We start from the raw sequence: 24,266 nt of genomic DNA, 5'->3' as shown, positions 1-24,266 counted from the left end.
AATGAAAAATATATTTTCACTTACATTCGTATTTATCCTCGGTGCTTGTGGGACAAAAGAAAAGAGCACTCTTGAGCAAAAAGCAATTGAACCTGATTTTAATAGTATTGAATTGACTGAAGAACAAAATAATACTACAAAAATTGAAGTGGGGACACTGGAATTAAAAAATATATCATCTGTACTTAATTTAACCGGTCATATTCAGGTTCCTCCTCAAAATATATTTTCTGTAAGTATGCCGCTGGGGGGATTTCTGAGTCATACTAAATTAATGCCTGGAATGAAAGTTAGTAAAGGGGAGAGAATTGCAACCATGGAAGATCAACAGTATATACAACTACAGCAAGAATACCTAAGCACTAAACTAAAATTAAAATATTTGGAATCTGAATATAAACGTCAAAAAGATTTGAATGAAACCAAAGCAACCAGTGATAAAATATTTGAACAAACTCAATTGGAATTCGGGCAACTTAAAGTTGCTTTAAATGCAATGGCTGAAAAATTAAAACTTATAAATATCAACCCAAGCAGTCTTACAGAAAATACCATTTCCAAAAACATTGGAATTTTTTCACCCATAAACGGTTATGTTTCTAAAGTAAATATGAACATTGGAAAGTATGTGAACCCAGAAGACATTATTTTTGAACTAATTAATCCATCAGACTATCATCTGGTTTTAAAGGTATTTGAAAAAGATATGAACAAAATTTCCATAGGCCAAAATATTTATGCTTTTAACAATTATAATCTTGAGAAAAAATACCCTGGTAAAATTATGCTCATCAATAAAGACATTACATCTGATGGAGCAAGTTCAGTACTTTGCAATTTTCTTACAAAAGATAAATCTCTGTTGCCTGGAATGTATATGAATGCAGAAATTGAAACCAACGCCAATTCAGCTTATATTATTCCAGAAGGAGCTGTTGTATCTTACGGCACTAAAAATTACCTCTTTGTTGAGACTGGAAAAAATCAATACCAGAGGTTAGAAGCTGAGATCGGAATTCAAGAGAAAGGTATGGTCGAAATAAAGAATTATGAGTTGTTTGCCAAAAAAAATATTGTTCTCAAAGGTGCTTATACTTTACTTATGAAAATGGAAAATAAATTGGAGGAATAGTTTTATAATTCAGAATTTCTGTTTTCTATACTTATTAACCTTGAATATCTAAAATTAAAATACCAAAAACATTATACCACTTTGTAATTTTTTTAGAAATTTATAATAAAATGGAGCCTTTTATCGCTTTTATACGTTCTACAAATAAAAAACAATGCAGTTAATTAAATTTGCAATACTCCTGACCTTTGTTCTACCATTAACCGGGCAGGAGATACACCAGTGCAAGGATTATTTTCGAACAATAGGTGCGGAGGACCATATGCATACAGGTCTGGCAACCTTACCGCCTAACCCTTTGACCAAAAATTTCGACCTTAAATACCATCGGCTTGAACTTACAGTTGATCCATCAGTCAGCTTTATAAAAGGAACCGTCACTTCTTATTTTGTGGTTTTGGAGAATGACCTGGATGCTATTCACTTTGATTTGGCTGACAACATGGTGATCAAATCAATAATTTATCACGGAAGTAATATTTTAAGTTCAAGACCCGGAAACGATGTTCTAAAAATAGTTTTGCCCAACAAAATCTCCACTGGCATACTGGACAGCATATCTGTTGAATATGAAGGCGCCCCTATTTCTACAGGGTTTGGCTCCTTCATTCAAAGCACCCACGCTGGCATTCCGATTCTTTGGACCCTTTCAGAACCATATGGAGCCAAAAGTTGGTGGCCCTGCAAACAGGATTTGAATGACAAAATAGATTCCATGGACATATGGGTTAAATCTCCCATCCAATACAGGACTGCCTCCAACGGGTTGCTCATCGGTGAAGAAACTTTGGGTTCTGATATTATCTGCAAGTGGAAACACCGGTATCCTATACCTGCCTATTTAGTGGCTATTGCAGTAAGTAATTATGCTCAATATACCGAGCAAGTAAAGTTGGAAAGTGGGAAGACGCTAAACATTCTCAACTATGTTTTCCCTGAAAACCTAGATGAAGCAAAATCACAAACTAAGGAACTACTTGAAGTAATCCAATTATACAATAGACTGCTTGGGGATTATCCATTCCCCGATGAAAAATATGGGCATGCACAATTTGGTTGGGGAGGAGGAATGGAACATCAAACCATGAGCTTTGTTAGTGGCTTTTCATATGAATTGCTTGCTCATGAGTTGGCACATCAATGGTTTGGTGATAAAGTAACTTGTGGAAATTGGGAAGACATTTGGCTTCATGAAGGATTTGCCACCTATCTCAGCGGCTTGTGTTATCAATTCCTTAGACCAGAATGGTGGCCAAGATTTTTAAGTCAACGTTTGAATTCAGTGGTAAGCCAACCCGGTGGGTCAGTGTGGGTAAATGACATATCCAATGTTGGAAGAATTTTTAATGGCAGACTCTCCTATGCCAAAGGTGCCATGGTGCTCCATATGATAAGATGGAAAATTGGAGATGAAGCATTTTTTACAGCCCTAAAAAATTACCTGAAAGATCCGGATCATGCATACAATTATGCCCTGACCACGGATTTAAAATATTTTTTTGAAATGAGCTCAGGAATTAATCTAGATGAATTTTTTGGAGACTGGTTTTATCGTGAAGGCTTTCCATCATATCAGATTTTATGGAATAATACAAGCTCTGGAATTCTTCATTTCAAGATCGATCAGTCCAGTTCACATCCAAGCAATGATTTTTTTGAATTGCCGCTTCCTATCAAAGTCTTTGGAGAAGGAAAAGACACCATGCTTAGATTGGAGCATAGATTTAATGGGGAAGAGTTTGATATTTCACTGCCATATAAAGTTGACAGCATTCAATTTGATCCACACATTTCAATCATTTCTGCCAACAATATTATCAAACAAATAACCACTGGAACCAAGGATGATATTTTTGAAAAAAATTGTCAAATTAGTCCCAATCCATTTAGCGAAGTATTATTCATTAAATTAAAAGAAAATTTAATTCACAATCCCGTCCATTTTGAAATTTCAAATTCTCTTGGAGAAACATTTTCTACAGGAAAAATTATGGACTCGTTTACTGAAATAAATACCAAAAGCTGGTCACCTGGAATTTTCTATTTCAAAATAATAACAGGCAATGTTCAAATAATAGAGAAAATTGTAAAAAAATAAAATCAATGCATCCGTTCTCTTTTTAAGTATCTAAAAAATAAGTCAATTTTACAAATCTCATGAATCAGAATAATATCAAATCTTTAAAAAAGTTTGACGCTAAGGTTCTTGCAATAATAATCGTTGAATTATTTTTCTTTAACTGGCTTGGGGCCCAACACACCAATGTTTTTATAGGAAACAAGAACGCTCCTAACGAACCTTCCATTTGTATCAACCCTCAAAACACAAATCAAATGGTTGCTGCTGCCAATATTGACAATGTATACTACTCAAAAGATGCAGGTGCGAATTGGACCCAAGTATCATTAAGCTGTCCCTGGGGTATTTGGGGCGACCCAGTATTGGCGGTAGACACCGCTGGAGCATTTTACTTTATACATTTGTCTAATCCACCCGCACCCGGTAATTGGATTGACAGAATTATATCCCAAAAGAGCCTAGATGGTGGCAAGACTTGGTCTCAGGGAAGTTTCACCGGCCTGAATGGAAACAAAGCCCAAGACAAGCATTGGATTTCTGTCGATAAAAATACCAATGCTCTTTATTTAAGCTGGACTCAGTTTGATAAATACGGATCCAACAAATCAACTGACAGTTCAAATATCCTGTTTTCCAAAAGCATTGATGGTGGCGAATCCTGGACCCTTGCCAAAAGAATCAACAAACTTGGTGGTGATTGTGTAGACAGTGACAATACTGCAGAAGGTGCAGTGCCGTGTATAGGTCCGGAAGGTCAAATTTACATTGCCTGGTCTAATCAAAATAAAATTTGGTTTGATCGATCTTCAGATAAAGGGGAAACCTGGCTTAATGAAGATATTTTCATCACCGAACAACCAGGGGGATGGGATTATAACATCCCCGGCATCTACAGGGCAAATGGTTTGCCATTCACTACCTGTGATTTAAGTAATGGGCCTCATCATGGAACTATTTATGTGAACTGGTCTGATCAACGTAATGGAGAAAACGACACAGACATATGGTTGGCAAAGAGTAAAGATGGCGGAAATACTTGGACTCCGCCGGTAAAAGTTAACAACGACGGTGGGAATGCACATCAGTTTTTCACAAATATGGCTATTGACCAGGCCACCGGCTGGCTTTGGTTTGTATTCTATGATAGAAGGAACTATTCCAATGAAAATACAGACGTCTATATGGCTTTATCCAAAGACGGTGGAGAAACCTTTTTAAACTTCAAGATTTCCGAATCAGCTTTTTTCCCTTCTTCAAATTTTTTCTTCGGTGATTATACAGGCATAAGTGTTCATAACAACATTGTAAGACCCATTTGGACAAGACTTTCAGGAAACGAACTCTCTGTTTGGACAGCCCTGGTTAACCCCGACGCCATTGCTACTGCCATTCAGGAATCTTCTTCCCCGCTAGCGCCAACTATTGAAAATCCATATCCCAATCCTTCATCCAACTCCTCGGGATTTTCCTTCAAACTCAGGAAGAAGAGCATGGTCAGCTTATGGATTGCAGATTTACAAGGCAATAAATTGAATGTCATTTTAAATAATGAAGTCCGTGCCGGAGGAAAATATCTTGAAAAGATTGATACAAATTCACTGAATCTAAAATCAGGGACATACTTTATTGTATTGAGCATAGATGGCAAACAAATGTCAAAACAATTAATGGTGGTAGATAAAGCATAGATTTTAATTATTCGAATATTTATTCACCAATTTCTTCTGCAAGATTATCTTAGATATCTGAATTTTGATTTAGTTTGAGACTTCAAAGACTAATACCTCATGAAACCTGAGATGAAAAAAGATAAAATGAAGAAATCTGAGGATAATTCGCTTCCAAAATCCACTCCCTATTTTAGATTCGGCTTGACCCTAATGTCAGTAGCTATCATTACTGCCTTAGTATTGAGCTCTGTCACCAGCAATAAATTTGTTTGGGATGATGCCGAGTATATTGTTAGAAATGAATCCTTAAAGAAACCTTTTTCTGAGGCCATTTATTATTATTTCGATCAGAACTTTTTTGTAGGAAACTATCACCCGCTGACCATGCTTGGTTTCTCTCTCCAATATAAAATTACTGAACTTAATCCTGCCCTCTACCATAAAATAAATCTTTTTATCCACTTACTTAATGTGACCCTGGCATTTTTCTTTACCTTTCTTCTAAGTCGCCGAAAGATTTGGATTGCTGCCTCTGTTGCACTTCTATTTGGAATTCATCCGATGCATGTGGAATCTGTTGCATGGATCTCTCAATTCAAAGATGTCTTATTTGGATTTTTCTATCTCCTCGGTCTCATCATCTATTTAATCTACTTGGATAAACAAAATTGGGTTAAATGGACATTTTATCTCCTATGTTTAATATTTTTTGTGCTTTCCTTGTTTTCAAAACCTGCGGCGGTAAGTTTTCCACTCAGCTTATTGGCCATTGACTTCTACAGGGAAAGAAGATTTACCCTCTATTCTTTATTGGAAAAAATTCCATTCTTTATTGGGTCTGTTGTCATCGGTCTCATTACAATTAAAGCACAAGGATCCGCAGTGGGCGCTTTTGAAGATTACAATTTAATTGAGCGAATCATGCTCTCCAGTTATGCCTTGTTTAGTTATTTGTTCAACTTATTTTTTCCAACACATCTTTCGGCCTTACATCCATTTCCCTTTCGGACAAATGGAAATTTTCCATGGTATTACATGATATCCCCTTTTGGATTAGTTCCATTAATTTATTTATTGATTAAGAGTTTAAGACTGGGACGAATAACTTTATTTGGCTTTCTCTTTTTCTTTTTTAACACAGTTTTAGTCTTACAATTTGTTACAGTTGGAAATGCTCTTTTCTCAGAACGATATACTTATATACCCTATCTCGGTTTATTCTTTACAATTGCAATGATTTTGGACCAGCTAATTCAAAAGTATTTTGGATCATTTTGGCTAAAACCGGCAGTTACAGTTTCAGCTGTTATTTTTTTTATTGCTTTTGCCGGAATTTCCTATTCAAGAACAAAGGTTTGGAAAACAGATAAATCATTGTGGACTGATGTAAGTAAAAAATATCCTCTTTGCGCCATCGCACATTATAATTTGGGAACCTACTATTTTAAAGAGGAAAAAAATGATGCGCAAGCGTTGATCAGTTATAACAAAACTCTTTCAATTGATACAACACAAATAAAGGCGTTTGTCAATCGTGGAATTATTTTCACACGAATGAGGGAAATGGAAAAAGCAGAATCAGACTTTATGCACGCCATTAAGTTGGATTCAAATTTTGCGGAAACTTATAAAAATTTTGGAATACTTCATGCCACCGTCGGAAACTATGAAAAATCCATAGCAGATTATACAAATTATCTAAGAATCTTACCCGCCAGTCCTGACATTTACTATGGTAGGGGCATGACTTATTATCAATTGAAAAGATTTGGAGAAGCAACTGATGATTTCAGTAAAGCTATTTCTTATGATTCACTGAATGCAAACTATTGGGTTTTAAAGGCTATGTCGCTGCAAGCGGATGGTAAAAAAGAAGAAGCCATTCCGATTGCTTTAAAAGCCCAGGATCTGGGTGAAACATTAGATCCTGCATTCAAACAGAATTTAGGTATTAAGTAATAAACAAATTGGATGTGCTTAAGCTACTGTAATACCGTTGTCAAGATAAACATCTTGGATAGCTTGCAACAACGAAACTCCATCCTCCATGGATTTTTGAAATGCCTTCCTACCCGAAATTAATCCCATTCCACCAGCACGCTTGTTGATTACCGCAGTGGTCACAGCTTCTGCCATATCCGTGGCGCCTTTTGATTCGCCGCCTGAATTGATCAAACCTGCCCGCCCCATATAACAATTTGCAACCTGATAACGACAAAGGTCAATAGGATGATCACTGCTTAATTCAGTATACATTTTAGTGTTTAACTTTCCGTAGGATGAACCACCCATATTCAATGCTTCATACCCTTTGTTAAGCGTTGGAAGCTTTTGCTTGATGATATCCGCCTGAATGGTTACACCCAGATGATTGGCCTGACCAGTAAGATCAGCTGAAGTATGAAAATCCACTCCATCCTTCTTAAACCCGTTGTTTCTGATATAACACCAAAGGACCGTTGCCATTCCTAAAGAATGCGCTTGCTCAAAAGCTTCTGCAATTTCAACAATTTGACGGCCACTTTCATTGGACCCAAAATAAATGGTTGCCCCAACAGCTGCTGCACCCATATTGTATGCATCCTTAATGGTACCAAAAAGTATCTGGTCAAATTTATTAGGATAAGTTAGAAGTTCATTGTGATTCACTTTTACTATAAAGGGAATTCTATGGGCATACCTACGCGATACTGCTGCAAGGACTCCATAGGTTGAGGCAACTGCATTACACCCTCCTTCAATAGCCAATTTGACAATATTTTCAGGATCAAAGTAAATAGGATTAGGCGCAAAAGAAGCCCCGGCGCTGTGCTCAATTCCCTGATCCACCGGTAAAATGGAGACATACCCGGTATTCGACAATCTACCAGTCTGAAAAATAGTCTGCAAATTTCGAAGGGTCGGAATATTCCGGTTGCTGTCCATCCAAACTTTTTCAATGGTATCGTGGGATGGAAGATGTAAGAAACTCTTATCAATAGTTTTGCATTGATGATCCAAATAAAAGGATGCCTTTTCCCCTAACAGATCAATAATTTTCTGATTCGCCATTTGAATTTATTGTAATTAAATTATTGATTATTTTTTACCTTCCACTACGACCACTCCGTTGGCTAAAAACTTGATTTCCTCCTGGGGCTTTGTAATTGCTGCTATTTCTTCTTTGGACTTGCCTTCATCTTCTGCATAATGCTGAAGTTCTTCTACTGAAGTAACTTCTTTAAATGCCTTTCCTCTTATAACCACTCGACTACCAGATAAATCCAGCGGCACAAAAAAACCATAATCCTTAAATTTGACGAAAAATCCGGTGCTGTCTTCAGGGTTAGAGCTTAGTACCATCCAACATCCTTTTGCTTGACAAACACCTGTAACATAACCACTTACAGCACACATCACAGAATCATTGGTTTTCAAGGCTTCCATTGCATCAGAAACACTCAAGGCTCCTTCTGTACTAATGGTATCTCCATAAACTCCAAGGGACTGAACTGAAGGAGTTTCAGCTGCAGCAGAGGGCATTTTAGGCTCATTTTTACAAGATACAAGCAAACTTAGTAAACATACAATACTTAAATATTTCATAAATTAAATTAAGTCACAAATATAATCCAGAAGCTCATATAATAAATGACCCCTCATAATTGTTAGGAATACAGTAACATTTAAACACTTGTCTGCCAAATTAAATATATTAGGAATAATTATAATGTAATTATCAAAACCTTTAAATCTTCTTGCCTATCCGTCTATCTTTACGTTTCCTAAACTGAAAACAAACAGAAATGAAAGTATTTTTTAGCATCTTCCTTTTTATGATAAATATATATTTGGCAGATGCACAGACTTGTGTGAAGGGTAATTGTATGAATGGTTTTGGGACCATGATCATGCCTGATAAATCAAGGTATACAGGAGAATTTGTAAATGGTAAAATTCAGGGACGGGGTATTTATTATTTTAGCAACGGCAGTAAATACCTTGGCAACTGGAAATCAGGGGCACGACATGGAGAGGGCAAATTAATTTATAATAATGGGAATCAATATGTGGGAGCTTTTGCTTTTGATAAAATTCAGGGTTACGGAACCATGGAATATAAAAATGGAGACCGATATGTAGGGCAATGGCAAAATGAACTTCCCGGCGGTAAAGGTTCCTATTACCTTCATTCAGGTGAACGGTATGAAGGTGAGTTTCTAAAAGGTAAATTTGAGGGTCAGGGAAGCTATTTTTACGCTGATGGTTCAACCTACAGGGGCGAATGGAAAAATAACAAACGCCATGGTTATGGTGAATTCTTTGATGGGAAAAATAAAACCGTATCAGGCCAATGGGAGTCTGATAAAGAAATTTCAGTATTAGCTGAAGACTTTACTCAAAAAACTGATCCACCAAATCAAATCTTAAAAGAAAAAACCAAAGAAAAGGACCAGATTCCCAATTGCAATAAATCCTTTTGCAAATCCGGTAAAGGCAGTCTTGATTATGCAGATGGATCTAAATATACCGGGGAGTTTGTGAATGGAGAGCCAAAAGGTAAAGGCGTGTGCAATTATGCCAATGGAGATAGATATGAAGGGGAATGGGATGCTCATGCGCCTCATGGAGAAGGCGTAATGTACTTCAAATCCGGATTGATTTATGGTGCCATTTGGAATCACGGTGAAGCTACCAAACAATTGCACAGTAAAAAAGAATTCGTTTTCGACAATAAAGTGAAAGTCGATAAAGATGACGCTGTAAAAATATGGGCCGTCGTGGTTGGAATTGCCCGGTATGAACACATGCCAGCATTAAAGTTTGCGGATGATGATGCCTATAGAATTTATGCTTTTCTCAAAAGCCCGGAAGGTGGCGCACTGCCTGACGAGCAAGTCAGAATTTTAATTGATGAGGACGCCACCCGTAACAATATTCTCAAAGCCATGAATGAAGTTTATATGAAGGCAGATGAAAATGATGTAATCATGTTATATTACTCAGGGCATGGATTGGAGGGGACTTTTATTCCTATTGATTACGATGGGTTTGAAAATGCACTAGGTCATGATGAAGTCAAGGACATGTTCAATAAATCAAAAGCAAAACACAAGGTATGTTATGCGGATGCTTGTCATTCAGGAAGTCTACTTGCTGCAAAAAGTGCTTTTGCATCCTCACTTATATATTTTTATGATGAATTAGATAAATCCAGTGGAGGCACAGCCTTCATGATGTCATCCAAAAGCAAAGAATTTTCCTTGGAAGATGGTGGACTCAGACAAGGGATATTTTCACACTTTTTGATTCGTGGGTTAAAAGGCGAAGCAGATGTGAATAAAAACAAAACAATCACGGTTAAGGAACTTTTTGATTGGGTCTACACTAAAGTAAGAGAATATACAGGGCTTGCACAAACGCCCATGATTGCAGGAGATTATGATGAAAAAATGCCAGTAGGTTTTATAAGAGATTCAAACTGAAAAGTTTAATTTGACTATTAGTTAAGTGATTTTAATTTTCACGAATTCTCCTTATTGAATTAAATTAGGTAGTTGTGATTTGCTTTTGTATAAGGCCAAACATATTGGCCATGCTGGGTGCAGGTTTCATTAGAATAAACTAACTTTGTCCTTTACCGATTTGTAAATACCATGTCTACAATTATTAAATTTTTCATTAGGTTACGTGACATTCTTTTTTCAACAAAAGCTGCCGCAATCTACATGCTACTATTTGCATTCGCTATAGGCGCAGCAACTTTTATTGAAAATGATTTTGGTACCAGCTCCGCACAAAAAATTATTTTCAAGTCTTTTTGGTTTGAGTGGCTGCTCATACTCTTTGGACTTTGCATAATGGTCAATATTGATAGATTTAGATTGATCCCTCAAAAAAAATGGGCATCCCTAATTTTTCACTCTGCAATAATTTTAATTATTATAGGTGCCGGTGTGACCAGATACTTTGGTTATGAAGGAATGATGCACATACGTGAAAATAAATCCTCTAATGAATTTATTTCTGCTGAGACCTACCTGAATTTTAAACTCATTATGAACGGTAAATCCTATTCTTTTGAAGAACCGGTTCTCTTCGCAAGTTTGGGAAATAATAAGTTTAAGGAAAGTTATCAGATTGGGGATAAACTTATAGAAACTGAACTTACAAATTTTATACCCAATCCTGTAGAACAAATGGTTGATGATCCTGAAGGTACCACCATCCTTAAAGTGGTCGTTGGTGGAGCAAGAGGGCGGGAAGAGTATCATATAAAAAAAGGTGAAAAATTAAATATAGGGAGTGCAAGAATTAATTTCAGTAATGAAGAAATTCCCGGTTATGTAAACATCCTGTTTAAGAATGATTCTCTTCTTTTTAAAACAGACCAACCCATAACCCAAATGGTTATGGCTACTCAAAAGCTCGACACTCTTTATCCGGGAAACAATTATCATTCTTTGAAAACAAGATCTTTATATTCATTAGGTAGTTCCAATTTTGTAATTGCAGAATTTGCTCCATCTGCAAAACTGATAACCGAATCAAAAGATCCAAAAGTCAAAAATGAAAGCATGGTTGCGCTGCAACTGAATGTTACCGTTGATAATAAAACTACTCCCATAAATTTATTGGGTAGAAAAGGCGAGGAAGGTGAATCCAAATTTATTGAAACTGAAGATTTTAAATTGGGTATCTCCTATGGATCTAAAAAAATAAAAGTTCCATTCTCAATTAAATTGAATGATTTCATTCTCGATAGGTATCCGGGAACTGACAACCCTTCCTCCTATGCAAGTGAGGTAACACTGGTAGATGATGCTGATAATTACCGAAGAGATCAACGAATTTATATGAATCATGTATTAGATTATAAGGGTTATCGATTTTTTCAATCATCCTTTGATCAGGATGAGTTGGGGACTTATCTGAGTGTCAATCATGACCTATGGGGTACGTGGATTTCATATATAGGGTACATCCTATTCACCTTAGGACTCATACTCGTTTTCTTTCTTCCTAAAACACGATTCGCATATTTGATGAACAAACTCCAAGAATTAGAAATGCAAAAAAAATCTCTCCTAATTATTATCCTTTTCTCTTTTCATTTTAACACAGCCTTAAAAGCCAATGTTGAAAATGCTCAACCAATTTTTGCAATTAGTAAAGATCATGCTGAAAAATTAGGGAAGATAGTCGTCCAGGATTTTGAAGGTAGGTTTAAGCCATTCAATACATTGGCAAGTGAAGTACTGCGAAAAATTTCAAAGAATGATCAACTCTTCGGTCACACCGCAGAAGAAATTTTTATGTCCATGATCCTTTCTCCTGAAACCTGGGAAAGGGTACCCTTAATACATACAGGTAATCATCCTGAAATTCTAAAGACGTTGGGAGTGAAGGAAGGCTTAACAACTTATAGAAATTTTTTCAATGAGGAGGGATCTTACAAATTAAAAGAATTTGTTCGTTCAGCTCAGGCTATGAACCCAAAAGACCATGGAACCTTGGAAAAGGCAGTCATCAAACTAGATGAAAAAGTAAATATTGCAAACATGGTTTTTTCTGCAAGACTAATGAAAATTTTACCGTTGGTCAATGACCCAAAGAACACCTGGATTTCTCCTGCGGAAACAGAGGATAATATCAATATTCCATCAGGATTTGTGAAAGACTTTTTTAAAGAATATGCCATCGCATTAACTGAATCATTTGACACAAGAGATTGGTCAAAACCGGATCAATTACTGGTAAAGCTTTCGGATTTTCAAAAATCTGTTTCAGGTTCCATCATGCCCTCAGACACTCAAATTAAAACGGAATTATGGTTAAATAAACTAAAGGTTTTTTCTGTCCTGCTAAAAGTTTATGGGTTTCTCGGATTAATTCTCCTCGCCCTGTTCATCTACAGTGTATTTAGTCAGAAAATTAAAAGCAGCAGTATTGCAAAATTCGCCTTCTACATATTGTTTATTGCTTTCCTTTTTCACACAACCGGATTAGGTATGCGATGGTATGTTTCAGGTCATGCCCCCTGGAGCAATGGCTATGAATCCATGATTTATATAGCATGGACCACAATGCTGGCAGGTTTGATTTTTTCGAGAAAGTCAATTGGAGGCCTCACTGCAACTTGTATATTGGCGGCCACTATTTTATTGGTTGCAAGCATGAGTTGGCTTGATCCGGAAATAACTCCCTTGGTTCCAGTCTTAAAATCGTATTGGTTAACCATCCATGTTTCCATGGAAGCCGGAAGTTATGGCTTCCTTATGCTGGGTGCAGTGATCGGTATGTTGAATTTGCTATTGATGACGTTGGCTAATTCATCCAATACAAATGTGATTAAAAGATCTATTCAGGAATTAACCATTGTAAGCGAAATTACCATCACCAGTGGACTAATAATGGTCAGCATAGGAACCTATTTAGGAGGCGTATGGGCTAATGAATCCTGGGGTAGGTATTGGGGATGGGATGCCAAAGAAACCTGGGCACTGGTTACGATTTTAGTTTATGCCTTTATTTTACACATGCGGTTTATTCCAGCCTTACAAGGTATGTTTGCTTATAATTTTGCAAGCTTGTTTGGATTTGCGACAGTGATCATGACCTATTACGGTGTTAATTATTATTTATCAGGACTGCATTCTTATGCAGCAGGGGACCCGGTGCCAATTCCCCCGGTAGTATATTATACTGCCTCAATTCTTGCTCTCTTAAGTTTATTCGCCTACATAAATTACAAAAGAAAATTTAAAAGCGGGTTTATGATATAGTCAAACAAAAAGGAGCTATTTTTTTAGAACAGCATCTTCCATGATGATCTCATATTTGTATCCTGCTCCAAAATCTTTATTCAAAACAATTTTACCCTCGAACACTGCTTGTTCTCCCATTTGGATTGCATCTGCTGAGGTTACAGTCAGATCAGACTTTTTTCCGGAAACTTCACTTCCATCCTGAAGATGAAACCAATTCTTACCCATAATTTGATAATTAGCCTTCACACATTGACCACTAATTAGTACAGTTTTTCCTGCATATTTGGCTTTATTCTGAATCAACTCAGACAACTTAATACTGCCAGCTACTGATTTAGTTCTATTGCCATTGGAGGGAGTATTTTCAAGTTGTTTGCTGTCCCCTATATTACCTCCGGGGTGCTCTTTTGAATCTATAATATTGGATACCAAATACACAACTTCAAAAACCCGATTGAATTCTTGACTTTGAAAATTCGTCTTTTTTAAACCACCTCTGTAATAATAAGTATGACCCTTCACGAGATCTTGTTTGGGCACAGCTATCCAAAATTTCTCCTGATTCTCCGTAACTTCAGCATAGGTATATCTTTCTGTATTTAAAATCTCACCAACGATCACCTGGTGTACATCCGGGGCAGCTTCACCAGTTAATTCTGATTTATTATCTGAGGTTGATTCCATAGAGGTGTCTGTTCGATCATCTGCCACGATCACTTTTGGTTTTGAATCACATGCCATGAATATGATTACAAAAAGTGCTAAAATGAATTGATTTAGTTTCATTTATTATTGGATTTTTTCTTGTTTTTAAATCTTTGTAAATAAGTAACAAAATAGCGGTTATACTCCGAGCCATCTCCAAATCCTGATTCAAAATTTAACAAAATGGAGGATAATCTGCTGATCTGATAACTCAGACTTAATCCTGCAATATCTTGCTGAATTGTCTGTTCTGAGCCGACATACGTATAATTGCTTTGACGATAATTTAATTCAACAGTAAGTTTAGATTTGAAAAAGTCTCTGTAAGCTCTTCCACTCAGAGTTGTACCCTTGATGTATTCAGTCTCAAGATAATTTGCTGACAGAGATGCTGAAATCTTTGTGCCAGGAATATTTGCAAAGTTTAAGTTCAGCATGTGATTGGTAGTCGGAGTGGCATTAATACCTTGAAATCTTAAAAAAGTACTCGCATTTATAGAAACAAATCTTATGGGTGCATAATTAATCTGGAATCTTAAACCTTGTCTGGTTTCCTGAGCTAAAAGTTGATCTACAATATTTCTGAAGGACTCATAATAAATAACGTTCCGGCGATTATCGTAAGAGGCCTGGATTGAAATACGACGATTTATTCTATATCGTAGATTGGAATAAAAACTAGTGAGTCTTAAAGTTTGCTTACTATTCTCCTGAATACGCTGATACAAATCCAATTCAACAGAAAGAAATAAATTCAGATTTCTTATAAGGTTATTGCTGTGCTGAAAATAGGTAAATCTTCTGTCTACCTTTCCTGCAAAATGTTGCTCCACAAATGCAAGAGATGTTTGCGTCAACCCATTCTTAGTATCAGTATTTTGCACAAGGTAGAGACCTGCTTGTGCTAATTTGCCGTTGAATCCATAGTTAAATACATCTGGTCTGGTACCTGCTAACACTCCAGCTACCAATTTACCAATTGTATGTTCATATTGAACTCCATCAAGGGCTCCCATATTTGCAATATTTGAATTTATCTTTCGACCAAACCAAATATTACTTTTCGAATTTATCTCATATCCTGCAGCAAGGGTATAGACCTTAAAGTCATCAAAAAAACCAACTTCATTCTGATCAATGCCAAAGCGATGTCGGTAAGTCAAATAGCTTTGAAAAGAAAATTTAGATGAATTGATATGGCTGATGTTAAACGAGTTGGAGATTCTTATTCGGGTAAATCTGGATTGTTCAGGATTGTCCAGATCACCGTTGGTAGAAAAAGAAAATCTACCGTTGATCAACTCTTTTCGTGCTGACCTTTTTTCATTTTGCTTTACCAAATTGATTGAATCCTGAACATTGGCAAGAATTTCAAGATCCTGAACTTCATTATTTTTATTTAAAGAATCTAAGTGCTGAACTGGATTGCTTTGTATTTCCTTTTGCAATATTTTAGCATACACCTTTAAGCCAGTCGTAATATCAAAATTTCCAATTTGATTGCACACACAAGAAATGGATGATTTATGCTGAATTTTAAACGCAGGTGCGTTTGTATTGTCATTTTTTAAATATAAAGTGTCCCCAATATTCAATTCCTGTGTAGAATAAAATTTTACATAAATGTTGTTGGCATTCTTATATGAAATTACTCCTTCAATAATTTTATATTTTGACTGGGCCATCAAATTTGTGGCAGCCAAAACTATAAAAAAACAAAACAACAAAAATGTCTTGTGCAAAATGTCTTTATTTTTTACCCTTCGGATGACATGAATAACAAGCTGCACTGTTGTAAGAATATCCATTTACACCATTGTGCTCATTATCCATTTCTCCCTTAGGATGACAGGAAAAGCAACTAAAAATTTTATAATTGGTGGAGTTAGTATGACAATCTGAACATTGATTCCATTCATCCTTGTGCTTGCCAGAATAAATTGGAAAATACAATCCATCATGGTTGAAATTAGCAGGAGTCCAGGCAGATTGGCTATGACATGTCGCACAAGTAGTCGGAAAATTAGCAGCCTGATGATCCGGATTATTGGTGTTATTGTAATCAATCTGGTGACAACCATAACATGTATTTGGGGTGTTATTGTAATCACCATGATGACAAGTTGCACAATCATTGGCAATAATCGCATGAGCCCCTGCTAAAACATAATAATTGTTGTGTATTCCAAAAGTAGCAGGCTCCCAATCTGGAGCAGTGGTGTGACAACTGGCGCAATCTTTAGGAATATTTAAACTGACGTGGTTTGGATTAACAGAAGAATTAAAATCAGCCAAATGACACCCTACACATGTGTTTGGTGTATTGTTATAATTGCCCTTATGACAAATAAAACAATCTTTTGCAACAGGTTCATGTGCTCCATCAAGTACGAAATAGTTATTATGGATGTCAAAAGTAGCTGGCGCCCAGCCAGGAGCAGTAGTATGGCAATTGGCACAGTCTTTTGGAATGTTTAAGGAGGCATGCCTTGGGTTTAAAGAATTATTATAATCTGTATTGTGACAGCCTACACATGTGCTTGGTGTGTTGTTATAATTTCCATGATGACATGCCTTGCAATCATTCGAAATACTTGCATGCGCCCCATCTAACACATAGAAATTATCATGAATATCAAAGCGGGCCGGCTCCCAACCTGGCGCAGTAGTGTGACACGAAGCGCAATCAGTTGAAAGATTAAGATTTACGTGACTTGGGTTTGATGAATTATTGTAATCATTTAAATGGCATTGATTACATTCTGTAGGGGTTCCCTTGTAGCCATTCATATGACATTCCTTGCAGTCAACTACTTTATGTGCACCCGTCAAAGGAAACTGACTTAGATTGTGGTCAAAAGCCATTTTCTTTTCTCCGGTAGGATGACAAGCTAAGCATGCAAAGCTTGCGTAAATATACCCACCTACACCCAAATGATCTTCATCAGTTTCCGGGTTGATGTGACACCCGATGCAAGTAAATTGTTTATAATCGGTAGGATTAGTGTGACAATCTACACATTTATCCCAAAGCATTTTGTGGGTTCCTGAATAAATTGGAAAATACAATCCATCGTGATTAAATGTGGAAGGGACCCATGCATTTTCACTGTGGCATGTAGCACAGTCGGTAGGAAATTGAGCCACTTTATGATCTGGATCCTTTGTATTATTATAATCTTCCTGATGGCACCCTACACAAGTGTTCGGGGTATTGTTGTAATTACCATTATGGCACAAAACACAGTCATTTGCAATTTTTGCATGAGCACCATTTAAAGGATAATAAGTATTGTGAATATCAAACCTGGCAGGTGCCCACCCCGGAGTGGTGGTGTGACATGAAGCACAATCCGTAGGAATCATTAAATCCTTGTGATTAGGATTTAAAGAGCTGTTAAACTGCTCTAAGTGACAACCAACACACGTGTTTGGGGTATTATTATAATCACCTTTGTGACAGGTATTACAATCATTGGCAATGGCTGCATGTGCTCCGTCAAGGACATAGTAATTACTGTGCAAATCAAAACGCGCCGGCATCCATCCTGCTTGAGTTGTGTGACAGGAAGCACAGTCTGTAGGAAAACCTAAATCTTTATGTTTGGGATTAATGGATTGATCAAAATCCAATTGATGGCAATCGACACAAACGGTCGAAGTGCCTTTAAATCCTTTACTATGGCATTCTTGACAATTAACCACCTGATGGGCTCCGGTTAATGGAAATCCGGTCGTATTGTGATCGAATTTAAAATCTGCATCCCCGGTAGGATGACATGCAAAACATGCATCATTTTGATAATAGTATCCCCCGACCATTTTATGATCTTCATCCGTTTCCGGGTTTAAGTGGCAGACGGTACAACTGAACTGTTGATAATTGGAAGGATTTGTATGACATTCTATACATTGATTCCAAACCCCTTTATGTTTGCCACTGTAAACCGGGAAATACCTGGTATCATGATCAAAAGTTGAAGGCTCCCAACTCTTTTGGTTATGGCAACTGGCACAATCATTAGGAAATTGTGCTGCCATATGGTTGGGATCCTTTGTGTTGTTGTAATCAGTCAAATGGCATCCAACACAAGTATTAGGAGTATTTTGATAATTTCCATTATGGCAGGCCTTACAATCGCTTGCAATTAATGCGTGCGCATCCTGTAAAACGTAATAATTATTGTGGATATCAAACCTTGCAGGATTCCAGCCAGACTGGGTAGTATGACAGGTAGCACAGTCCGTTGAGATTCCAAGGTCTTTGTGTTTTGGATTCAGCGATTGGTCAAAGTCGGTCTGATGACAGGCAACACATTCACCTGGCGTGTTTTTAAAGCCATTGGCGTGGCATTCTAGACAATTCGCTTGTAAGTGAGCGCCTGTCAAAGAAAATCCAGTCGTGTTGTGATCAAATTTTACATCGGCATCACCGGTCGGATGACAGGCCAAACAAGCATTATTCTCGTAGACATATCCACCTATACCTTTATGATCTTCATCAGTTTCAGGATTGGTGTGACATACGGTACAGCTGAATTGTCTGTAATCACTCGGGTTGAGGTGACATTCTGCACATTTATTCCAAACTCCTTTGTGTTTCCCGCTGTAAATTGGAAAATGCATTCCATCATGGTTAAATGTAGATGGTTCCCAAGCCTTTTGATTATGACAGCTGGCACAATCTGTTGGAAACTTACCCGCCAGGTGATCCGGATCCTTGGCATTGTTAAAATCACCTTGGTGACAACCTACACAAGTATTGGGTGTATTTTGGTAATTGCCGTTGTGACAAACCTTGCAATCATTTGCAATAATTGCATGAGCATCTTGTAAAACGTAATAGTTGTTGTGAACATCAAACTTTGCCGGAGTCCATCCCGGTTGAGTGGTGTGACAACTAATGCAATCAGTACTCAGGCCAATGTCTTTATGCTTAGGATTTATAGATTGGTCAAAATCATTTTGATGGCAGGCAACGCATTCGCTAGGAGTATTCTTAAACCCTTTACTGTGACATTCCAGACAATTTGTTTGTTGATGAGCCCCTGTCAGTGGAAAGCCTGTTGTGTTGTGGTCAAATTTAAAATCAGCATCCCCGGTAGGGTGGCAAGCTAAACAAGCATTATTTTGATAAACGTATCCTCCTATACCATCGTGTTCCTTGTCAGTCTCCGGATTCAAGTGGCAAATCGTGCAACTGTACTGGCGGTAATCAGAAGGATTGTTATGGCATTCTAAACATTGATTCCAAACACCTTTATGTTTTCCACTAAATACCGGAAAATGTTGCCCATCATGATCAAAAGTGGAAGGTTGCCAAGCCTTTTGGCTATGACAGCTGGCACAATCTGTAGGAAACTGACCTGCCTTGTGATCAGGATCCTTGGTATTATTAAAATCAGCCTGATGGCAACCCAAACAGGTATTTGGTGTGTTTTTATAATCTCCATTGTGACAAGCTTTACAATCATTGGCTATCAATGCATGAGCATCTTGTAAAACATAATAATTGTTGTGATTATCAAATCTGGCAGGCATCCATCCGGGAGTGGTAGTGTGACAGCTAGCACAATCATTGCTTAATCCTAATTGCTTGTGGTCAGGATTCACAGTTTTATTAAAATCTTCCTGATGGCAAGATATACAAGTGCTTGGAGTGCCTTTAAAACCCTTGTCATGGCATTTAAGACAATCTACTCCTTGATGCCCTCCATTCAAAACAAACCCTGTACTGTTGTGGTCAAAAGTCTGCTCTGAACTTCCACTAGGGTGACAAGCCAAACATGCCTGATCGTTGTAGACGTAGCCATTTACCTTTTCATGTTCCTTGTCAGTCTCAGGGTTTTTATGGCAACTCACGCAAGTAAATGAATTAAAATCGGTTGGGTTTTTGTGGCAATCCTGGCATTGTATCCACTTATTCTTATGCTTCCCACTGTAAATAGGGAAGAATACATCATGAGCACTGTACTGGGCAGGTTTCCAATCAGGTGCTAAAGTATGGCAGTTGGCACAATCCTTTGGAAATCCGGCAGCCTGATGGTCCGGATTTTTGGTGTTTTGGTAATCTGCCTGGTGGCAAGCAATACATTCCCTTGAAATATCTGAATAAGTCGCAGACTTGTGACATTTAGCACAATCTTTTAAATCATGGCCTTGCTCTAAAGGGAAAAATCCATGATCAACTTTATCTGTTACCCAATCTTGCTCTGTCAGACTATGACAGTCGGTGCAATTGGTCGAAAAATGATTTTTCTGATGATCTGGATTTTTAGTTTTGTCAAAATCCTTACGATGGCAGTCTATGCAATTTATACCAATGGGGTTGAAGCGGATGTTTGTCTCAGAAAGATGACATAGATTACAATTTATTGACTTATGTACCCCGATAAGTGGAAAATTCGTGCGATCGTGAATTTCTGTTATATTGTCAACGATCCAGGATGCCTCCGTATGACATCGTTCACAACTGAGACCAACTGTCTGATTGTGCACATCAAGGTGACAGGAATTACAATTGGTTTTAGCTTCTTCAAACTTTAGGCTCTCATGACAAGATCTGCAATCCAATGCCTTGTGTTGACCCTTTAAACTAAAATCTGTACTGTCGTGAGAAAAAATCGCTTGCTTTTGATCAAAACTCCATGAAGTGGAGCTATGACATTTGGCACAATCTATTGATAACTTGGGACCATGAGGAGACTGGGCACTTAGAATTACTGTGCCGAAAAGGAGTAAGGCTATTTTAAATGACAGTCCTTGCATTCAAGTTTATCATTGCGATAGTTGATCACCTTTCGGCCATCAACTATCATCGGTTCATGACAACGATTGCAAGATACTACTTTATGTTGACCATCAAGCTTAAATCTTGCATTATCGTGATTAAAATTTTTACCATCCCATCCTATAAATCCATGGCACCTGGAGCAATCGGTAATACCCCCTTGTTCAAATTGCTGACCATGCGGATTATTATGGCAGTGGAAACATTCCTTATCCTTGATCTTGAATTTTTGTGTAACCGCCCCATCCTTTTCCTGAATGAAATGGCACTTTCGGCAGCTGGTTAATTCGTGTTTTCCTTCCAGGACGAAAGTGGTTTTTCCGTGATCAAAATTGACTTTTGACCAATTTTCATCATTATGGCAACTTGCACATTGATTTGGCAGATAATACTTTGCATCTAGAATTCCTGCATGTGGATCTTTATGACAGTCTTTACATTGGTTGCCGATTTGACGAAAAGTCCAGCGCTCACTCTTTTGATGACATGATTTGCATTCCACCGCAAGATGAGCTCCAGAGAGCGGGAAGGCACTTTCCTGATGTTGTTCAAATCCAAAAGATGACTCCCCAAATCCGTTTACCGAATGACAAGATCCACAATCATGATATTTGGCATCGGAGCTGAACTCACCTTTATGATAATCATCATGACAACGTTTGCACGCATCAAATGCTACGGGATCAGTCATGCTTCCGGCCTTATGACACTTTTTACAATCCACTGACTGATGTTTCCCTGCCAACGGAAATTTTGTAAGGTCATGGTCAAACTGGTCAAGCTTTCTGTTTATATGAAAGCTCTCCTGGTGGTGGCATTTCTTGCAATCACTACCAAACTTTCCTTCATGTACATCTTTGTGGCAATCCAAACATTCAGGTTTCCGAAGAGAAGCAAACTCCCTGAAATGTCCAATTGTGCCAGCCCTGTTGTCATGACATTTACGGCAATCTATAACCTTGTGCTTTCCCTCCAGTGCAAATCCGGTCAATGTATGATTAAAGGATGCAGATGTCTTGATTTTATGAAACGATTCCTCCGTATGACATGCTTTACAATTGGCTCCAAAGCGACCTTTGTGTTCGTCTTTATGACAAGCAACACATGATTTAAACTCCAACTCCGAAAATTTCTGAAAATCCTTACCATTACGAATTTCCTTCTTATGACAAGAAGCACAGTCTAACTTCTGATGTGCACCTAAAAGGGGATAATCGGTTTTCTGATGATTAAATTTAACAGCAGGTTTGAACTTATCAAAATTATGGCATTTTGCGCAATCTAATGATAAGGTCTTCTGATGGTAGTCTGCATGACAAGTCAGACACTTTGAATCCAAACCAAGAAAAGTTTTTGCATTTTTTTTGAGCTCTGCATTTTGAATGAATTCGGGCTTATGGCATTCTCTGCAATCTTTTGATTTGTGGGCCCCTTCAAGTTCATAGCCGGTCAGCCGGTGATTAAAACTCTTCTGATCAAAACGAATCATTTCAAATTTGAGCCCATGGTGCTCACTGTGGCATGAAATACAATTTTTAGGCTTTACTTCGTAAGAAACATGATAGCCTTTGTTTGATTGAACACTCTTCTTCAAAGCAGTATGACAATCCAGACATTTTTGATCCGAAACTTTATCCCCCAGCGTATGGCACTGGGTGCATTGACTCATCCCTTCCAAATGGCTGTGTGCTTTGGACAATTTTCCCGGGGAAATTTGTCCATATGCGTTGAAAACATGGAACACCATGCCCGCTAGCCAGATAAGCTTAAGAATTCCAGGCTTTATATGATCCTTCAAGCTCATTTTAGGTGTGATTTAACAGTATATCCGAATCGCTTGGTTATTTCAATTCCGGTTTTTTGAAGAAACTGGGTCGGAAGTTCACCTCCGGCAAATATATAGACCAAATCATTCTTTAATTCAAAACTTGGTTGGTCCGAACCTTTTTTCATCAATACCCGATCTGACAATATTTCAATTACATTGGATTCTAAAATAACATCGAGGGTTTTATCATGTATAGCTTTCTGTATGTTCTCTGCATTCAAGGGTTTTAATCGGCTGAATTTATCACCCCGGTATGATAAGGTGACTTTGTTTGATGGGGCCAACAATAAAGCGCTTTCTATAGCAGAGTCTCCGCCACCTACCACCAACACATCCTTACCACTAATAAGCTCTGGCTCCAACAATCGATAAGCCACTTTTTCCATCAATTCGCCTGCGACATTTAGTTTCCGTGGGGTCCCTCTTCTCCCTATAGCCAACAACACCTTATTAGTTATATAATTTATTTCACCTGAACATTGCACTTCAAATCCAGATTCTGTCATATGGATTGCATCCACTTTTGTATTCTCTCTAATATCTATACTATTCTTATCAATTACTTCTTTCCAAATAGTAAGTAATTCAGTCTTGCTTGTTTGAAAAAACTTAACCTTACCATATAAGGGTATTTCCATAGGTGCGGTCATTACAATTTTCGCCCTTGGAAAATTAAAAACTGTTCCTCCCAGGGAATCTTGCTCGAGCAGCACCGCTTTAAGTCCCAGCTTTTTTGCCTGCAGACTTGCTGAGATTCCAGCCGGACCTGCCCCAATAATTAATACATCAAATTCATTTTTATGAGATTTATTAATCGATTGAGCAATATGGTCCATGGCTTGTTTCCCTTGTTCAACACTATTTTTTATCAATCCCATCCCTCCAAGTTCACCTGCAATGTATATTCCCCTTACGTTGGTTTCAAAATTCTGATTGACATGCGGTAATTCAACTCCTCTCTTTTCAGTGCCAATTCTTAGACTTATTGCCTCCACCGGACAAGCGTGAAAACAAGCGCCATGTCCTACACAATGAGAGGCATTGACTAAGGTCGCCCTGCCATTTCGGATGCCTAAAACATCCTCTTCGGGACAAGCTTCCAAACATGCTCCACTTTTAATGCATGTATTCAAATCAATTACCGGATGTAGAGAAACCGGTTCGTGAACGCCCTCTTCAATTGCTTTTTGAATTTTCTGCCCAACAAGAATGCTCTCTTGTTTTTGTTTTCTTAAGTATATCCATAAGACCAAGACTACCAGTAGCCCGGCAAAGCCATAAATCAGAAATTCTTCTATCAGTGTTTCCATC

General features: G+C 37.7%; 13 protein-coding genes. 6 read left to right on the top strand and 7 right to left on the bottom strand.

Annotation, left to right across the window (positions count from 1 at the left end; genetic code table 11):
- Position 1: 1 nt before the first annotated feature.
- From IPJ53_03250 to IPJ53_03235, 4 genes are all read left to right on the top strand, one after another.
- Positions 2 to 1,132, top strand: a complete 1,131-nt coding sequence (locus IPJ53_03250; GenBank protein MBK7798107.1) for an efflux RND transporter periplasmic adaptor subunit — start codon at positions 2 to 4, stop codon at positions 1,130 to 1,132.
- 154 nt (positions 1,133 to 1,286) lie between these two features.
- Complete coding sequence (locus tag IPJ53_03245) at positions 1,287 to 3,230, top strand: T9SS type A sorting domain-containing protein (GenBank protein MBK7798106.1); 1,944 nt, start codon at positions 1,287 to 1,289, stop codon at positions 3,228 to 3,230.
- A 59-nt stretch (positions 3,231 to 3,289) separates the two neighbouring features.
- Positions 3,290 to 4,900 carry a T9SS type A sorting domain-containing protein gene (locus IPJ53_03240; protein MBK7798105.1) on the top strand — a complete coding sequence of 537 codons (1,611 nt, stop codon included), beginning with the start codon at positions 3,290 to 3,292 and terminating at the stop codon, positions 4,898 to 4,900.
- A 126-nt stretch (positions 4,901 to 5,026) separates the two neighbouring features.
- Positions 5,027 to 6,841: a tetratricopeptide repeat protein gene (locus tag IPJ53_03235; protein ID MBK7798104.1), complete on the top strand. Its 1,815-nt coding sequence runs from the start codon at positions 5,027 to 5,029 to the stop codon at positions 6,839 to 6,841.
- Positions 6,842 to 6,859: 18 nt separating this feature from the next.
- Here IPJ53_03235 and IPJ53_03230 read toward each other — a convergent pair whose 3' ends face one another.
- Both IPJ53_03230 and IPJ53_03225 read right to left on the bottom strand, forming a co-directional pair.
- Complete coding sequence (locus tag IPJ53_03230) at positions 6,860 to 7,933, bottom strand: class I fructose-bisphosphate aldolase (GenBank protein MBK7798103.1); 1,074 nt, start codon at positions 7,931 to 7,933, stop codon at positions 6,860 to 6,862.
- A 27-nt stretch (positions 7,934 to 7,960) separates the two neighbouring features.
- Complete coding sequence (locus IPJ53_03225) at positions 7,961 to 8,467, bottom strand: DUF4920 domain-containing protein (GenBank protein MBK7798102.1); 507 nt, start codon at positions 8,465 to 8,467, stop codon at positions 7,961 to 7,963.
- A 200-nt stretch (positions 8,468 to 8,667) separates the two neighbouring features.
- Here IPJ53_03225 and IPJ53_03220 point away from each other — a divergent pair, with 200 nt between their 5' ends.
- Positions 8,668 to 10,347 carry a caspase family protein gene (locus IPJ53_03220; protein ID MBK7798101.1) on the top strand — a complete coding sequence of 560 codons (1,680 nt, stop codon included), beginning with the start codon at positions 8,668 to 8,670 and terminating at the stop codon, positions 10,345 to 10,347.
- Between the two features lie 171 nt (positions 10,348 to 10,518).
- Entirely contained in the window at positions 10,519 to 13,647 is a 3,129-nt protein-coding gene (gene ccsA, locus IPJ53_03215; protein MBK7798100.1) for a cytochrome c biogenesis protein CcsA, read from the top strand.
- A 15-nt stretch (positions 13,648 to 13,662) separates the two neighbouring features.
- Here the strand turns inward: ccsA and IPJ53_03210 are convergent, their stop codons facing one another.
- The 5 genes from IPJ53_03210 to IPJ53_03190 are packed head-to-tail and all read right to left on the bottom strand — an operon-like array spanning position 13,663 to position 24,265.
- A complete protein-coding gene (locus tag IPJ53_03210; protein ID MBK7798099.1) occupies positions 13,663 to 14,418 on the bottom strand; it encodes an SH3-like domain-containing protein in 756 nt (251 codons plus the stop codon).
- Entirely contained in the window at positions 14,415 to 16,145 is a 1,731-nt protein-coding gene (locus IPJ53_03205; GenBank protein MBK7798098.1) for a hypothetical protein, read from the bottom strand. Before IPJ53_03205 ends, IPJ53_03210 begins: the two co-directional genes overlap by 4 nt.
- On the bottom strand, positions 16,087 to 21,105 hold the full coding sequence (locus tag IPJ53_03200) for a hypothetical protein (protein MBK7798097.1): 5,019 nt from the start codon (positions 21,103 to 21,105) through the stop codon (positions 16,087 to 16,089). The genes IPJ53_03205 and IPJ53_03200 overlap by 59 nt, the downstream gene beginning before the upstream one ends.
- Positions 21,081 to 22,931: a cytochrome c family protein gene (locus IPJ53_03195; GenBank protein MBK7798096.1), complete on the bottom strand. Its 1,851-nt coding sequence runs from the start codon at positions 22,929 to 22,931 to the stop codon at positions 21,081 to 21,083. Before IPJ53_03195 ends, IPJ53_03200 begins: the two co-directional genes overlap by 25 nt.
- A complete protein-coding gene (locus tag IPJ53_03190) occupies positions 22,928 to 24,265 on the bottom strand; it encodes an NAD(P)-binding domain-containing protein (protein ID MBK7798095.1) in 1,338 nt (445 codons plus the stop codon). Before IPJ53_03190 ends, IPJ53_03195 begins: the two co-directional genes overlap by 4 nt.
- Between the last annotated feature and the right edge of the window lies 1 nt (position 24,266).

This window comes from Candidatus Vicinibacter affinis, assembly GCA_016714365.1.
Classification (GTDB): domain Bacteria; phylum Bacteroidota; class Bacteroidia; order Chitinophagales; family Saprospiraceae; genus Vicinibacter; species Vicinibacter affinis.
The sequence above is the reverse complement of the archived record's forward strand: the minus strand, read 5'-3'. Positions and strand labels throughout refer to the sequence as shown.